General features: G+C 66.5%; 17 protein-coding genes. 11 read left to right on the forward strand and 6 right to left on the reverse strand.

Going from position 1 to position 14,471, the window contains the following annotated elements; translation table 11 throughout:
- On the reverse strand, positions 1-1,277 hold a 1,277-nt coding region (locus RMN86_RS09935; RefSeq protein WP_309605684.1), incomplete at its 3' end, for an LON peptidase substrate-binding domain-containing protein.
- Between the two features lie 364 nt (positions 1,278-1,641).
- On the opposite strand from RMN86_RS09935, the gene RMN86_RS09940 reads away from it, so the two are divergent.
- Positions 1,642-2,010, forward strand: coding sequence for a VOC family protein (locus RMN86_RS09940; protein ID WP_309605685.1), 369 nt, complete (start codon positions 1,642-1,644; stop codon positions 2,008-2,010).
- Between the two features lie 4 nt (positions 2,011-2,014).
- Here RMN86_RS09940 and clpX read toward each other — a convergent pair whose 3' ends face one another.
- Positions 2,015-3,277: an ATP-dependent Clp protease ATP-binding subunit ClpX gene (gene clpX / locus RMN86_RS09945; RefSeq protein ID WP_309605686.1), complete on the reverse strand. Its 1,263-nt coding sequence runs from the start codon at positions 3,275-3,277 to the stop codon at positions 2,015-2,017.
- 222 nt (positions 3,278-3,499) lie between these two features.
- Between clpX and RMN86_RS09950 the strand changes: the two genes are divergently transcribed.
- Both RMN86_RS09950 and RMN86_RS09955 read left to right on the forward strand, forming a co-directional pair.
- Positions 3,500-4,150: an HAD-IB family hydrolase gene (locus tag RMN86_RS09950; RefSeq protein ID WP_309605687.1), complete on the forward strand. Its 651-nt coding sequence runs from the start codon at positions 3,500-3,502 to the stop codon at positions 4,148-4,150.
- A complete protein-coding gene (locus RMN86_RS09955; protein WP_309605688.1) occupies positions 4,147-4,395 on the forward strand; it encodes a hypothetical protein in 249 nt (82 codons plus the stop codon). The genes RMN86_RS09950 and RMN86_RS09955 overlap by 4 nt, the downstream gene beginning before the upstream one ends.
- On the opposite strand, the gene RMN86_RS09960 is transcribed toward RMN86_RS09955, so the two are convergent.
- Entirely contained in the window at positions 4,392-5,012 is a 621-nt protein-coding gene (locus tag RMN86_RS09960; RefSeq protein ID WP_309605689.1) for an ATP-dependent Clp protease proteolytic subunit, read from the reverse strand. The genes RMN86_RS09955 and RMN86_RS09960 overlap by 4 nt on opposite strands.
- A 167-nt stretch (positions 5,013-5,179) precedes the next feature.
- Between RMN86_RS09960 and RMN86_RS09965 the strand changes: the two genes are divergently transcribed.
- Genes RMN86_RS09965 through eutC form a run of 4 tightly spaced genes read left to right on the forward strand, consistent with a single transcriptional unit; the run spans position 5,180 to position 9,896 of the window.
- A complete protein-coding gene (locus tag RMN86_RS09965; RefSeq protein WP_309605690.1) occupies positions 5,180-6,436 on the forward strand; it encodes a glutamate carboxypeptidase in 1,257 nt (418 codons plus the stop codon).
- Between the two features lie 4 nt (positions 6,437-6,440).
- Complete coding sequence (locus RMN86_RS09970) at positions 6,441-7,730, forward strand: DUF5690 family protein (protein ID WP_309605691.1); 1,290 nt, start codon at positions 6,441-6,443, stop codon at positions 7,728-7,730.
- A 2-nt stretch (positions 7,731-7,732) separates the two neighbouring features.
- Entirely contained in the window at positions 7,733-9,124 is a 1,392-nt protein-coding gene (locus RMN86_RS09975) for an ethanolamine ammonia-lyase subunit EutB (RefSeq protein ID WP_309605692.1), read from the forward strand.
- Positions 9,117-9,896 (forward strand): ethanolamine ammonia-lyase subunit EutC, encoded by a 780-nt coding sequence (eutC, locus tag RMN86_RS09980; protein WP_309605693.1) that lies wholly within the window; start codon positions 9,117-9,119, stop codon positions 9,894-9,896. Before RMN86_RS09975 ends, eutC begins: the two co-directional genes overlap by 8 nt.
- Here the strand turns inward: eutC and RMN86_RS09985 are convergent.
- Positions 9,848-10,486: a DsbA family protein gene (locus RMN86_RS09985; protein ID WP_309605694.1), complete on the reverse strand. Its 639-nt coding sequence runs from the start codon at positions 10,484-10,486 to the stop codon at positions 9,848-9,850. The genes eutC and RMN86_RS09985 overlap by 49 nt on opposite strands.
- Before the next feature lie 98 nt (positions 10,487-10,584).
- Between RMN86_RS09985 and nthA the strand changes: the two genes are divergently transcribed.
- Genes nthA through RMN86_RS10000 form a run of 3 tightly spaced genes read left to right on the forward strand, consistent with a single transcriptional unit; the run spans position 10,585 to position 12,168 of the window.
- Positions 10,585-11,196 (forward strand): nitrile hydratase subunit alpha, encoded by a 612-nt coding sequence (nthA, locus tag RMN86_RS09990; RefSeq protein WP_309605695.1) that lies wholly within the window; start codon positions 10,585-10,587, stop codon positions 11,194-11,196.
- Positions 11,193-11,843, forward strand: coding sequence for a nitrile hydratase subunit beta (gene nthB / locus RMN86_RS09995; RefSeq protein WP_309605696.1), 651 nt, complete (start codon positions 11,193-11,195; stop codon positions 11,841-11,843). The genes nthA and nthB overlap by 4 nt, the downstream gene beginning before the upstream one ends.
- A complete protein-coding gene (locus tag RMN86_RS10000; RefSeq protein ID WP_309605697.1) occupies positions 11,830-12,168 on the forward strand; it encodes a nitrile hydratase accessory protein in 339 nt (112 codons plus the stop codon). The genes nthB and RMN86_RS10000 overlap by 14 nt, the downstream gene beginning before the upstream one ends.
- Here RMN86_RS10000 and RMN86_RS10005 read toward each other — a convergent pair.
- Complete coding sequence (locus tag RMN86_RS10005) at positions 12,165-12,518, reverse strand: DUF6481 family protein (RefSeq protein ID WP_309605698.1); 354 nt, start codon at positions 12,516-12,518, stop codon at positions 12,165-12,167. The two genes, RMN86_RS10000 and RMN86_RS10005, sit on opposite strands and share 4 nt — an antisense overlap.
- Positions 12,519-12,587: 69 nt before the next feature.
- On the reverse strand, positions 12,588-13,010 hold the full coding sequence (gene ndk, locus RMN86_RS10010; RefSeq protein WP_309605700.1) for a nucleoside-diphosphate kinase: 423 nt from the start codon (positions 13,008-13,010) through the stop codon (positions 12,588-12,590).
- A 217-nt stretch (positions 13,011-13,227) separates the two neighbouring features.
- Between ndk and RMN86_RS10015 the strand changes: the two genes are divergently transcribed.
- Positions 13,228-14,471, forward strand: a 1,244-nt coding sequence (locus tag RMN86_RS10015) for an ABC-F family ATP-binding cassette domain-containing protein (protein ID WP_309605699.1), incomplete at its 3' end; no start/stop codon positions are given.

The following is a 14,471-nucleotide window of genomic DNA, read 5'->3' on the forward strand; positions in this document are numbered from 1 at the left end:
CCCATCTTGTCGATCTCGTCCAACAGGAAGAAGGCGTTGGTCGACTTAGCCTTCTTCATCGACTGGATGATCTTGCCGGGCATGGAGCCGATGTAGGTCCTGCGGTGGCCGCGAATCTCGGCCTCGTCGCGCACGCCGCCCAGGGAGACGCGCACGAACTCGCGACCGGTCGCACGCGCGATCGAGCGGCCGAGCGACGTCTTGCCGACGCCCGGGGGACCCACGAGGCAGAGGATCGGACCCTTCAGCGAGCCCACGCGGCTTTGCACCGCCAGGTACTCCAGGATCCGCTCCTTGACCTTCTCCAGGCCGTAGTGGTCGCCCTCGAGGATGTCCTCGGCCTTCTGCAGGTCGATGGGCTTGATCTTCGCCTTGCCCCACGGGATCGACAGCAGCCAGTCGAGGTAGTTGCGAACGACGGTGGATTCCGCCGACATCGGGCTCATGTTGCGCAGCTTCTTCAGCTCGCTGTCGGCCTTGGTCCGGGCCTCCTTGGAGAGCTTGACCTTCTTGATGCGCTTTTCGAGCTCCATCAGCTCGTCGCGCTGATCGTCCTGTTCGCCCAGCTCGCGCTGGATCGCCTTCATCTGCTCGTTCAGATAATACTCGCGCTGGGTCTTCTCCATCTGCCGCTTCACGCGGTTGCGGATTTTCTTCTCGGTCTGCATCACCGAGATTTCGCCCTCCATCAGGGCGTAGACCTTCTCCAGTCGCTTGACGACATTGAAGACTTCCAGGAGCTGCTGCTTCTCGGCGATCTTCACCGACAGGTGGCTGGCGATGCGGTCGGCGAGTTCGCCGGGGTTCTCGATCTGCGGGATCGAGGCCAGCGCCTCGGGCGGCACCTTCTTGTTCAGCTTCACATAGTTTTCGAACTGCTCGACGACCGCACGACTCAGCGCCTCAGCCTCGGCCGAGGCGGCGCCGTCCTCCGCCACATAGGCAATCTCGGCTTCGTAGAACTCGGCGCGATCGGTGAACCGGGCGATGCCGGCGCGCGCGCGACCTTCCACCAGCACCTTCACGGTGCCGTCGGGCAGCTTCAGCAGCTGCAACACGGTGGCGACGACGCCGACGTCATAGATCGCGTCCGGCGCGGGATCGTCGTCGTCCTTATCTTTCTGGGTCGCCAGCAGGATCTGCTTGCCACTCGCCTTCATGGCCTCTTCGAGGGCGCGGACAGATTTCTCGCGGCCGACGAACAGCGGAACCGGCTGATGCGGGAACACCACGATGTCCCGCAGCGGCAGGATCGGCAAAATCTTGATCTCTGACATGGTCTCTCAAACTCCTGACCGGCGCATTCGGTCGCGGCGCCCAGTCTATCGGATCGCGGTCACCCAGACGATGCGCCTGAGTCGGACAACCCGTCCGCCCGGTAGGACGGCTGTTGGGTGGTTTATGTGGACCGTTCGGTCCGGCTTTCAAGCGGTGCGACAGACGGACGCGACACAGGACCTTAATCGCCGATCAGGCCTTTCATCAGCGATAGGGGCAAGGGCATGCGCGCCAATCCGGGCCTCGACCCTTGTCAGCCTATGTGGGGATTGCCGATGTCCGGCTCAAGCGGCCGGGTCGCTGAGCGCTTTTCGGGACCGGGCGGCTGTTCTACAAGACCTGCCGGAGCCCGGAGGAACTAGCGTGCAGGTCAGCGGGATCGACCACATCAACATCTCGACGGCGAAGCTCGCGGAGACCCGCGCCTTCTTCATCGACGTCCTGGGTTTTGAGGAGGGCTGGCGGCCGGATTTTCCCGTCGCCGGCAGCTGGCTCTATGTCAACGGCGCAGCCATGGTGCATCTGGTCGAGGTCGCCGAGCCTCCCCAGCCGTCGCGCGGGTCAGCGCTCGACCATTTCGCCTTCGCCATCGATGACTTCGAGGACACGCTGCGCCGCATCGAGGCCAGGGGCCTCAGCCACCGCGCCTCGCCGGTTCCCGGGACCACCATCCGCCAGATCTTCATCACCGACCCGAACGGCGCGACCATCGAACTGAACTGCCGTAACTGACGGCTCAGGCCGCGCCGCCTTTGTCGCGGCGCTCGGCGTAGATGATCAGCGGCTGGGCGCGGCCCTCCACCACCTCGGCGTTGACCACCACCTCTTCGACCCCGTCGTAGGTGGGCAGTTCGTACATGGTGTCGAGCAGGATAGCCTCGAGGATCGAGCGCAGGCCCCGCGCGCCGGTCTTGCGCGTGATCGCCTTGCGGGCCACGGCGTTCAGCGCATCGTCGGTGAAGGTCAGGCCGATATTTTCCATGTCGAACAGGCGGACGTACTGCTTGACGAAGGCGTTCTTCGGCTCGGTGAGGATCTTGACCAGGGCCTTTTCGTCGAGGTCGTCCAGGGTGGCGATCACCGGCAGGCGGCCGACAAATTCCGGGATCAGGCCGAAACGCAGCAGGTCGTCCGGCTCAACCTGGCGGAAGACCTCGCCGGTGCGGCGCTCGTCCGGATCTGAGACCTTGGCGCCGAAGCCGATCGAGGCGCCCTTGCCCCGCGCCGAGATGATCTTCTCAAGGCCCGAGAACGCCCCGCCGCAGATGAACAGGATGTTGGTAGTGTCGACCTGCAGGAACTCCTGCTGCGGATGCTTGCGCCCGCCCTGTGGCGGCACCGAGGCGACGGTGCCCTCCATGATTTTCAGCAGAGCCTGCTGCACGCCCTCGCCCGAGACGTCTCTGGTGATAGACGGGTTATCGGACTTCCTGCTGATCTTATCGACCTCGTCGATGTAGACGATGCCCCGCTGGGCACGCTCGACGTTGTAATCGGCGGCCTGAAGCAATTTCAGGATGATGTTCTCGACATCCTCGCCGACATAGCCCGCCTCGGTCAGCGTCGTGGCGTCGGCGACGGTGAAGGGCACGTCGATGATTCGCGCCAGAGTCTGGGCCAGCAGGGTCTTGCCGGTGCCCGTCGGGCCGATCAGCAGGATGTTGGCCTTGCCCAGCTCGACGTCGTTGTTCTTGGTCGCGTGATTGAGGCGCTTGTAGTGATTGTGGACAGCAACCGAGAGAACTTTCTTGGCATGTTCCTGCCCGATCACGTAGTCGTCGAGGACCTCGCGGATTTCCTTGGGCGTCGGGACGCCATCCTTCGATTTGACGAAGGAGATCTTGTGTTCTTCGCGGATGATATCCATGCACAGCTCGACGCATTCATCACAGATGAACACGGTCGGTCCCGCGATAAGCTTGCGGACCTCATGCTGGCTCTTGCCGCAGAAAGAGCAATATAGCGTGCTCTTTGAATCTCCGCTGGCGGCCTTTGTCATATTCCGTTCTCACTCTCTAGGCGGCCCTGGGCCCAAGACAGCCTGGGTCGCCCCGCGGACGTCGCCGCCCTATCACTGCAGAATACGCGCCGCGGGTTGTCTAAGTCTTGACAATCCCCGATCCCGGCCGGGATCACAAGCGTTGCCGCCTCGTCGCGACAATTGGCGGCGCGTCGCCCGATTCGTGAGCGGCGCACATAGCTAGATGGGATTTTGGCCGAAATGGCGCAAGACCAGCCGGCGCTCAGCGAGCAATCGTCGGCGACGCCGCAAGAGCCACCGGTCGTGGCGTTCGATTTCGACGGGACGCTGACGACCCGCGACAGCTTCACGGCCTTCCTCAAGTGGCGCGCCGGGACCTGGCGGCATGCGGCGGGCATGCTGCGGCTGGCGCCGGCCGCGATCGCCTATCTGTTCCATCGTGACCGTGGGCGCTTGAAGGCGGCCGCCGTGCGCGAATTCCTCAAGGACACGCCCCGCGAGCGGCTGGAGGCCGAGGCGCTCGAATTCGCCGAGCGGTTCTCCCGCAGCCTGCTGCGCCCCGACGCCGTGGCCGCCTGGATGCGCTGGCGGGCCGAGCCTGTGCGCCTGGTGATCGTCACCGCTTCGCCCGAACTGCTGGTGGCGCCCTTCGCCCGGGGGCTGGGCGCCGACGCCCTGATCGGCACCGAACTGGCTTTCGACCCGCAGGATCGGGTGGCCGGCGGCTTCGCGACGCCCAACTGCCGCGGCGCTGAGAAGGTCGTGCGCCTCAAAGCCCTCTTCGGTGCGGACGTCGAGATCCGAGCGGCCTATGGCGACACCAGCGGTGATCGCGAAATGCTGGCGATGGCCGAGCTTCGCGGCTACCGGGTGTTCAAGGGGACGCCATGAGGCACGCCAGAGACTCAGATCTGGATCGCGTCGAGGACCTTCTGGTCCAGCTAAGGACCCTGCCCGGCCTGATTGAGAAGAAACGCGGGGTTTTCTACCGCAAGAGCCGGTCGTTCCTGCACTTTCACCAGGACCCCAGGGGCATATTCGCCGATATCAGCGACCCCGATCAACGCATCGAGGTGACCGATCTGGAGGGTCAGGCGGCGCTGCTGAACGCCGCCCGTCTACGGCTGGACCCCTAGGCTTCGTCGACTTCGCGCTTTTCCCAGACGTGGTCGACGATGCCCCAGGCCTTGGCTTCCTCGGCGGTCATGTAGCTGTCGCGGTCGAGGACGCTCTCGACGGTCTCCACCGTCTGGCCGGTGTGCTTGGCGTAGAGTTCGTTCAGCCGGTGCTTGGTCTTGATGATGTCCTCGGCGTGGCGCTCGATGTCGCTAGCCTTGCCCGAGAAGCCGCCGGAGGGCTGGTGGACCATGATGCGGGAGTTGGGCAGCGCGATGCGCTGGCCCTTCTCGCCGGCCATCAGCAGGAACGACCCCATCGAGGCGGCCATGCCCAGGCAGAGCGTGATCACCGGGCTCTTGATGTATTGCATGGTGTCGTAGATCGCCAGACCAGAGGTCACCACGCCACCTGGCGAATTGATGTACATCTGGATTTCCTTCTTGGGGTTTTCCGCCTCAAGGTGGAGCAGCTGGGCGCAGATCAGCGCCGCCATGCCGTCCTCCACCGGTCCCGCCAGGAAGATGATCCGGTCCTTCAGCAGCCGGGAAAAGATGTCGTAGGCGCGCTCGCCCCGGCTCGTCTGCTCGACGACCATCGGCACGAGGCCCAGCGCGGTGGTGACGGGGTCACGCATAGGGAGGAAGTCCTTCTTGGAATCGCGCGAACCTGCCGACAGTTCGCCGCTCCGATATCGCGTGCCGCAGGCTCTGGCGCAAGGTGACCCGACGCCGCGCGGACGTTTCGGCTTGATCGCGCCTGCCGGCAGGCCATGGTGACGCCGGATCGGTTGAAGGAGACAGTATGAAATTCGGGCTCATCGCGCTGGCGGCCGCCGCGGCGTCCATCGCCCTTCCCGTCGGCGCGGCGGCGGGCAAGCCGTTCGCCAAGGACTTTCAGGTGCTGGCTGCCGCGGAGGCCGCGAGACCCGAACAGCTCAGGTTGCTGGAGCAGATCGTCAACATCGATTCCGGGACCGGCGATGTGGACGGCGGGCGCAAAGTCGCCGCTGTCCTGACCGCGCGCCTCAAGGCGCTGGGCTTTGGGATCGAAAGCGTGCCGGCCGAGGCCGAGGGTCTGCCGGAGAACACGATGGCGACCCTGACCGGGACCGGCAAGGGCCGCATCCTGTTGATCGGCCATATCGACACGGTTTTCGGTCACGGTACGGCGGCCACGCGCCCGTTCCGCATGGACGCAGACAACGCCTATGGACCGGGCGTTTCCGACGAAAAGGGCGGTGTGGTCGAGGGGATCTATGCCCTGAAGATCCTGCACGATCTGGGCTTCAAGGACTTCAAGCAGATCGTCTTCCTGATCGAGACCTCCGAAGAGCGAGGGTCACCGGGCACACGGGCCCTGATCGCAAAGCTGGTGGGCGACACAGACGTCGAGCTCAACCTGGAACCCGGCGACAGGCCCGACCTGCTGACTGTCTGGCGCAAGGGCAGCGCCACCTTCCACATCGACGTGAAGGGCCGCGCGGCGCACGCCGGAATCGCCCCGCAGGAGGGCCGCAACGCCGCGCTGGAGCTTATCCACCAGATCCAGGCCGATGACGTCTTCCCCAAGAGCGGCGACGGCCTGACCGCCAATCTGACCGTGATGGACGCCGGAACCCGGGCCAACATCATCCCGCAGAACGCCTCAGCCCAGATCAACGTCCGGGTCCGCGACAAGGCCGACCTGGAGAAGGTCCAGGCGATAATGGAAAAGAACGCCGCAACGACTGCGATCCCAGACACCAAGGTCGTGGTAAGTCGCGAACCCTCCTTCCCGCCTCTGCCCAACAATGCCAGCACCGACGCCCTGGCCGACCGCGCCGAGGCGATCTACGCCGGCCTCGGCCTGAAGATCGGCCGCGGGGGCAATGGCGGCGCCTCCGAATCCGCTTTGGCCGCGGAGACCGGCGTTCCGGCGCTTGACGGCCTGGGTCCGGCGGCGGGCGGCTTCCATGCCGACACCGAGTTCCTGGTGCTCAGTTCGGTGACGCCCCGACTGTACCTGCTGACCAAGCTGATGATGGTCCTGGGCGCCGCGCCGCCGCCTCGAATGAAATAGCGCAATGGAAAGCCGTCTGCGACAGGCCTTGACGCGCGCCAACCCTGTCATCTTCACCGCCGTCGCCGGACTGGCGGGATTCTGCGCCTATTTCTCGATGTACGCCTTCCGCAAACCCTTCGCGGCGGCGACCTTCGAGGCTGTGCCGGGCTGGCATTTCGCGCTGGATTTCAAGGTCGCCCTGGTGCTGGCACAGGTGTTTGGCTACGCGCTATCCAAGCTCATCGGTGTCAAGTTCGTATCGGAAATCAGCCCGGCGGGCCGCGCCGGCGCGATCCTGGCGCTGATCGGGATGGCCTGGCTGGCCCTCGTGGCCTTCGCAGTTCTGCCCGCGCCCTGGAACGTGGCGGCGTTCTTCTTCAACGGCCTGCCACTGGGCATGATCTGGGGCCTGGTGTTCGGCTATATGGAAGGCCGGCGCGTCTCCGAGGTGCTGGGCGCGATCCTCTGCACCAGCTTCATTGTCTCCTCGGGCGTGGTGAAGTCGCTCGGCGCCTGGCTGCTCTCGGTTCACGTGGACCGGTTCTGGATGCCCGCGACCGCCGGCGTCGTGGTGTTCCCACTGCTCTTCCTGTCGGTGTGGATCCTCAGCCAGCTATCGCATCCGGACGCGGCGGACGAGACGGCGCGGGTCAGACGCGCGCCGATGGACGCGGCCGAGCGGCGTGTGTTCCTCGCTGCCTACGCGCCCGGGATCATCCTGCTGGTGGTGTCCTACGTTCTGCTGACCGCCTTCCGCGATTTCCGCGACAACTTCTCGGCCGAGGTCTGGACGGCGCTCGGCTATGGCAAGGTCGCGGGGATCTTCTCAGCCAGTGAACTGCCGGTGGCGGCCATCTCTCTGATCGCCCTCGCCGCGGTGATGACGGTCCGCGACAATCGCCGCGCGCTGCTGGTGGTCCATGGCATCGTCGTCGGGGGTTACGTCTTGCTGGGCCTGGCGACCTGGGCCTTCCAGGCGCACCTGATCGCACCTCTGCCCTGGATGATCCTGGTCGGCGCGGGGCTCTATCTGGCCTACACGCCGTTCAACGCCGTGCTGTTCGACCGATTGATCGCCTTCAGCGGTCGTGTCGCGACGGCCGGCTTCCTGATTTATGTCGCCGACGCCTACGGCTACGTGGGCAGCGCGACCCTAGTGGTCTGGCGCAATTTCGGAGCCGTCAAGCTGGACTGGCTGCAGTTCTTCATCCTCAGCGCCTACGCCACAAGTATCGTCGGCGCCGTGCTGACCAGCCTCGCCGGGCTCTACTTCTCCCGCCAGGCTGGTCCTGGCGGACGGGAGCCGGGGTAGCCGTGTACGTCACGGACTTGGCCGGCACGCGCCATAGCTTCCCTGACTTGAAGGCGCTGATGGCGGCGGCAACGCCGTTTCGCTCGGGCGATCAGCTCGCCGGACTTGGCGCCGCCAGCGCCGAGGCGCGCATTGCTGCGCGCTATGGTCTGGCCGACCTGCCCCTCACGTCTTTTCTGGAGGATCTGCTGATCCCCTACGAGGACGACGAGGTCACACGCCTCATTGTCGACACCCATGATCGCGCGGCCTTCGGCGAGATTTCCCACCTGACGGTCGGAGCCTTTCGCGAATGGCTGCTGTCGAACCAGACGGATGCGCCGCGTCTCAGCGCCATCGCATCGGGCGTCACACCGGAGATGGCGGCGGCGGTCTGCAAACTGATGCGCAATCAGGACCTGATCGCGGTGGCGCGGAAAATCACGGTCCGCAGCGCCTTTCGGACAACCCTGGGCGCGCCGGGGCGCCTGGCGGTGCGCCTGCAGCCCAACCACGCCACGGACGATCCCCTCGGCGTGGCGGCCTCGATCCTCGATGGCCTGTTAATGGGCTGCGGCGATGCGGTGATCGGGATCAATCCGGCGAGCGACAACCTCGCCACGGCCCGCACGCTGCTCGACCTGGTCGATGACCTGCGTCTGCGCCTGGGGATTCCCACCCAAAGCTGTGTCCTGACGCACCTCACCAACACCCTGGAGCTGATCGAACTGGGGGCGCCCGTCGATCTGACCTTCCAGTCTATCGCCGGGACGCAAGCCGCCAACCGTGGGTTCGGCGTGGACCTGGCGCTGTTGCGCGAAGCGCATGACGCCACCCTGGCGCTGGGCCGCAATCCGCACAGCGACAACGTCATGTATTTCGAGACCGGCCAGGGCTCAGCGTTCTCCGCCGGGGCCCATCATGGGGTGGACCAGCAGACCCTCGAGGCGCGGGCCTACGCGGTCGCGCGCGTGTTCCGACCGTTGCTGGTCAATACCGTCGTCGGATTCATCGGACCTGAGTACCTCTATGACGGCAAACAGATCACACGCGCCGGTCTGGAAGACCACTTCTGCGGCAAGCTCATGGGCCTGCCGATGGGGGTGGACGTCTGCTACACAAACCATGCCGCCGCCGATCAGGACGACATGGATGACCTCCTCACTCTGCTGGGCGTCGCCGGCGTGAATTTCGTCATGGGCGTGCCCGGCGCCGACGACGTGATGCTCAACTACCAGAGCACCAGCTTCCACGACGCCCTCTATCTGCGCGAGGTGCTGGGCCTGCGGCCGGCCCCGGAGTTTGAAGCCTGGCTCGAGGGCATCGGCCTGATGGACGGCGCCGGCCGCATGGTCGAGGTTGGCGCATCGGCAAGCGCACAGCGCCTGCTGCTGGAGCATTTGGGTCGTGGGTGACACCCCGGCGCGCGATCCTTTCGCCGCTCTGCGCGCCGCGACGCCTGCCCGCGTGGCGCTCGGACGGGCCGGACAGGGTCTTCCCACCGCCCCGATGCTGGCCTTCCAGTTGGCCCACGCACGGGCGCGCGACGCCGTCCACGCGGGCCTGGATGTCCCGCGGGTGCGCGACGCGCTGGCAGGCGAGGTGCTGGTTGTCCGCAGCGTCGCCGCTGACCGCGCCGCCTATCTGATGAACCCGGATCTCGGCCGTCGGCCGGGACCCGACAGTCCCGCCCTGCCCCGCGGCGAACACGACCTGGCGATCATCATCGCCGACGGACTCTCAGCCCTGGCGGTCCATGCCCATGCCGCGGCGGTCGTCGCCGCGCTCGGAGCCCGGTTGACCGGCTGGCGGATCGCCCCTGTGGTGATCGCGCACCTGGGGCGGGTGGCGATCGGCGACCCGATCGGTGCGGCGCTGGGCGCTCGGCTCGTCGTGGTGCTGATCGGCGAGCGACCTGGCCTAAGCGCCGCCGACAGTCTCGGAGCTTACATCACCTTCGACCCGAAGCCCGGCCGACGCGACAGTGAGCGCAACTGCGTCTCGAACATCCGCGACCCCGGCGGCCTTTCGCCCGGGCAGGCCGCGGACAAGATCGCCTGGCTGCTCGCCGAAGCGCGGCGGCTGGGGTTTACGGGCGTCGAGCTGAAGGACCGCGAAGGGCCCGTACCGCGCAACGATCAGGCGGCGATCCGCGCCAGCCAGTCCTTCAACACTCCCAGCACCTGATCGGCCGAGGCATATCCGCGGGTGACGACCCCGTAGACCCCATCTTCGTTGGGCCCGGCGACCAGGGTCGGGAAGCCAGTGACTCCGGCGCGTTGCGAGATCGCGTAGTCGCGCCAGGTCTCCGACTTGGCGGCCTCGCTGGCCCAGCTTGACAAGAACGGCGCGCGGTCAAGGCCGATTTCCTCGGCGATATCGGCCAGCACCTCGGCGGTCGTTACGTCGCGGCCCTCGCCGTAGAAGGCGCGCTGAGCGCGGGCGAGGTAGGCGACGGCCAGTTCCTCGCTGTCGCGGCGGGCGACCACCACCGCTCGCGCCGCCGGGTCGGTGTCGTAGGCGAACCCCGGTCTGGCCATGCCAGACCCGTCGAACGGCAAGCCTGTGGCCTGGTGGACATGGGTCCAATGGTCGGCGAGATCGAGCTTGGCCTCCGGTGTCATCGGCGTTTCGGTCCCCGGGCGCAGGCCGCCCATCACCACACGAACAGGCAGGGCGGGGCCAAACTGGCGACGGATATCCTCGATCACCGGCGAGAACCCATAGCACCACGAACACATCGGGTCGGAGAAGTAGATCAGGTGGGGCGTTGTCATGGCGCGAAGCCCTCCGTGACCTGGACAATGGCAGGCGATCGCCCGGCGGTCACCTGCCGGCGCTTCACCTTTGCCCGCGTCTGGGTCATTTTGGCGCGATGGCGCACGATCACGACGACCAAGGGCACGACCACGGGCAGGAGCCGCCTGGGGAGATGGAGCTGCGGGTGAAGGCGCTGGAATCCCTGCTGGTCGAAAAGGGCCTTGTCGATCCGGCCGCGCTGGACGCCATCGTCGACCACTTCGAACACCGGGTCGGACCCCGCAACGGCGCCCGCGTGGTGGCTCGCGCCTGGACCGATGTCGCCTACAAATCGCGCCTGATGGCCGATGCGACCTCGGCCATCGCCGAGCTGGGCTACTCCGGCGGCCAGGGCGACCACATGGTCGTGGTGGAGAATGACCCGGGCGTCCACAACCTCGTCGTCTGCACGCTTTGCTCCTGCTACCCCTGGCCCGTGCTGGGGCTGCCGCCGGTCTGGTACAAGTCCGCCCCCTACCGCTCCCGCGCCGTGATCGATCCCCGGGGCGTGATCGCTGAGTTCGGGACGAGACTTCCTGACGAGATCGAGGTCCGGGTCTGGGATTCAACCGCCGAGATTCGCTACCTCGTGCTGCCGGAACGGCCGGCCGGGACCGAGGGGCTGACCGAGGACGCACTCGCCGCCCTGGTCACCCGTGACGGCATGATCGGGACGGCTCGGCTGTGAACGGCGTCCACGACATGGGCGGCATGGAGAACCTGGGTCGGGTGGCCCCGGAGGCCGACGAGCCGGTGTTCCATTTCGCCTGGGAGGGCCGGGTGCACGCGCTCAGTGTCGCCTCGCCCACACGGCGCAACATCGACGAAGGCCGCCACCAGCGGGAGAAGATCCCGGGGTCTGACTATCTGGCGATGAGCTACTATGAAAAGTGGCTTCGCGGACTGAGCGAGCTCCTGGTCGCCCACGGTTTCGTCACCCCGGCGGAGCTGGCGTCCGGCCGCGCCGCGCCGGACGCCGCGAAAGCCGCCCCAGGGCTCCTCGCCCCCGATGTCGCCTCGCGATTCGCCCACCCTGGCTCCTACATCCGCGAGGCCGCGCCTCCATCGTTCACGGAGGGCGAAGCGGTGCGCGCCCGCAATCTCAACCCGCCAGGGCACACCCGCCTGCCCCGCTACGTCCGCGGCCGGATGGGCGTGATCATGGCCCAGCGGGGCGCCCATGTCTTCCCGGACTCCCACGCTCATGGACAGGGCGAGGACCCCAGGCCGCTCTACACCGTGCGGTTCCAGGCGAGAGAGCTCTGGGGCGACGCCGCCAATCCCCGCGACAGCGTCCGTCTGGACCTGTGGGAACCCTACCTTGAGCGCGCCTGATCCCCTGACCCTGCCGCGACTGCCGCGCGATGCGGACGGGCCGGTGTTCGCCGAGCCCTGGCAGGCGCAGGCTTTCGCGCTCGCGCTGCAGCTTCACGCGCAGGGCGCGTTCACCTGGACGGAATGGGCCGGCGCGCTTTCCGAACGCCTGAGACGGGTCGCCCCTGACGACGACGGCGCGCGCTATTACGAGCACTGGCTGGCGACGCTGGAGGGGCTCGTGACGTCGAAGAACCTCGCCGCCGCCTCGGCGCTGGCGGATCGCAAGGACGAATGGGAAGCGGCCTACCGGCGCACCCCGCACGGGCGGCCTGTCGAACTTTAGTTGCGGCGCTGCGCGGACTTGGCTTCGCGCTTGGCGCGGGCTTCGGACTTGGCCTGCGCCTTGCGGTCCTTGCGATCCTGGCGCTTCAGCTCGAGCTGAGCCTCTTCGTTGTTGAGCAGCGCCTCGCGGGCCGCTTCAACGGCGGCGGCGGCGCGCGCGATGGCCGCTTCCTTGTCCGCCGCCCGTTTGGCGCGAACCTCTTCAATCTCGCGGGCTTTGCGCTGCGCGCGGGTCTCGAAAACCTCGGGCTGGACGGTGGGTTTCGGCTTGAATTTCTCGAGCAGAGCCTTGCGGGCTTCGGCTTGGGAGGTCAGGCGTTCGCTGAACCCCCCGATCTTGGCTTCTCTCATCGCAACTTTCGTAATGGAGTGGATTTCTGACGAGGAGAACCTCGCCGGGCGGACTTCAGTTGCCGGATATCAGCCAACAATGTCGCTTTCATCAAAAAACTGGGCGATTTCCAGGGCGGCGTTCTCGGCGCTGTCGGACCCGTGCACCGAGTTCTCGCCGACACTCTCGGCAAACAGCTTGCGGATCGTACCGTCCGCCGCGTCGGCGGGGTTGGTGGCGCCCATGACCTCGCGGTACTTCGCCACGGCGTCGGGGCCTTCCAGCACCTGGACGACGACCGGCGCGCTCATCATGAACTCCACCAGTTCGCCATAGAACGGGCGTGCGGCATGGACCTCGTAGAATTTCTTGGCCTGGGCCTCGGTCATGCGGATACGGCGCTGGGCGACGATCCGCAGGCCGGCGTCTTTGATCACCGCGTTGACCTTGCCGGTAAGGTTCCGCCGGGTCGCGTCGGGCTTGATGATCGAGAAGGTGCGTTCGGTCATGATGTGCTTTTGGGTCTCTGAACGGGCATGAATCCCGCGGCCACGCCGCAAGGTGGCGGGCTCTATACCCGCCCAACCCTCGATCGCCAAGGCATGACGCGGTCCAAGCAGTCTGCTATGCAACCGCCCGGTCAGGCGGCGCGGCGCTTCATCCCTGACCCCTCCCTTCCTCCGCAGGTCCGGCGCACGCTGGTCCGCGCCCTGTTCGCGAACCTCTGAAATGCTGCAGATCAAAGATCTCGTCTTCGACGCCTGGGGCCGCCGGTTCTTCGACCAGGCGACCGTCAGCCTGCCCAAGGACGCCAAGGTCGGGCTGGTGGGGCGCAATGGGGTGGGCAAGTCCACGCTGTTCAAGCTGATCCTCAACCAGCTGGTCCTGGGCTCTGGCGAGATCGGCCTGCCGCGTAACGCCCGCATCGGCTCGGTCGACCAGGAACATCCGGCGACCGCGATACCCCTGCTGGAGACGGTGCTGGCCGCCGACCTTGAGCGCGCCGAGCTGCTGGACAGGTTGGAAACCGCCGAGCCCGAGGACCTGGGCGACATCTATACGCGCCTGATCGAGATCGACGCTGATCGCGCGCCGTCCCGCGCCGCGGAGATCCTGGCGGGTCTCGGCTTCTCCAACGCCGACCTGGCCCGGCCGATGGCGGAATTCTCCGGCGGCTGGCGGATGCGGGTGGCGCTTGCCGCCTCGCTGTTCGCCGCCCCTGACCTGCTGCTGCTGGACGAGCCGACCAACTATCTTGACCTGGAAGGGGCGCTGTGGCTCGAGGCGCGGCTGCAGAAATATCCGCACACCGCCATGGTCATCAGCCATGATCGCGAGCTGCTCAACAACTCAGTGGACCACATCCTCCACCTGAAAGACGGCAAGCTCGACCTTTACGTCGGCGGCTACGACAGTTTTGAAAATCAGGTCACCGAGAAACTGCGCCTGCAGGAGGCCATGCGCACCAAGATCGAGGCCAAGCGCGCCCATATGCAGTCGTTCGTCGATCGCTTCCGCGCGACGGCGTCGAAGGCCACCCAGGCGCAGTCCCGCCTGAAGATGATCGCCAAGCTTCCGCCGGTCTCCAACGTGATTGAAGAGCGGGTGACGCCCTTCACCCTGCCGTCGCCGGAGCGTCCCCTGCCCCCGCCCTTGCTGCGCCTGGAGGGGGCAGATGTCGGCTACGGCGGTCCGCCGATCCTGAAGAAGCTGAACCTGCGACTGGATATCGACGACCGGATCGGCCTGCTGGGGGTCAATGGCGCCGGCAAGTCGACCTTCGCCAAGCTGGTGGCCGGCGCGCTGAGCGTCGAGCACGGACATCTGCACCGCAGCCAGCGGCTGCGGGTCGGCTGGTTCCACCAGCACCAGATCGAAGCCATGGATCCGTCCGACACGCCGCTGGAAATCATCCGTCGCGCCCTGCCCCAGGCGTCGGAATCCCAGCGGCGGTCACGCCTGGCGCAGTTCGG

This window comes from Phenylobacterium sp. (assembly GCF_031360265.1).
Classification (GTDB): domain Bacteria; phylum Pseudomonadota; class Alphaproteobacteria; order Caulobacterales; family Caulobacteraceae; genus Phenylobacterium.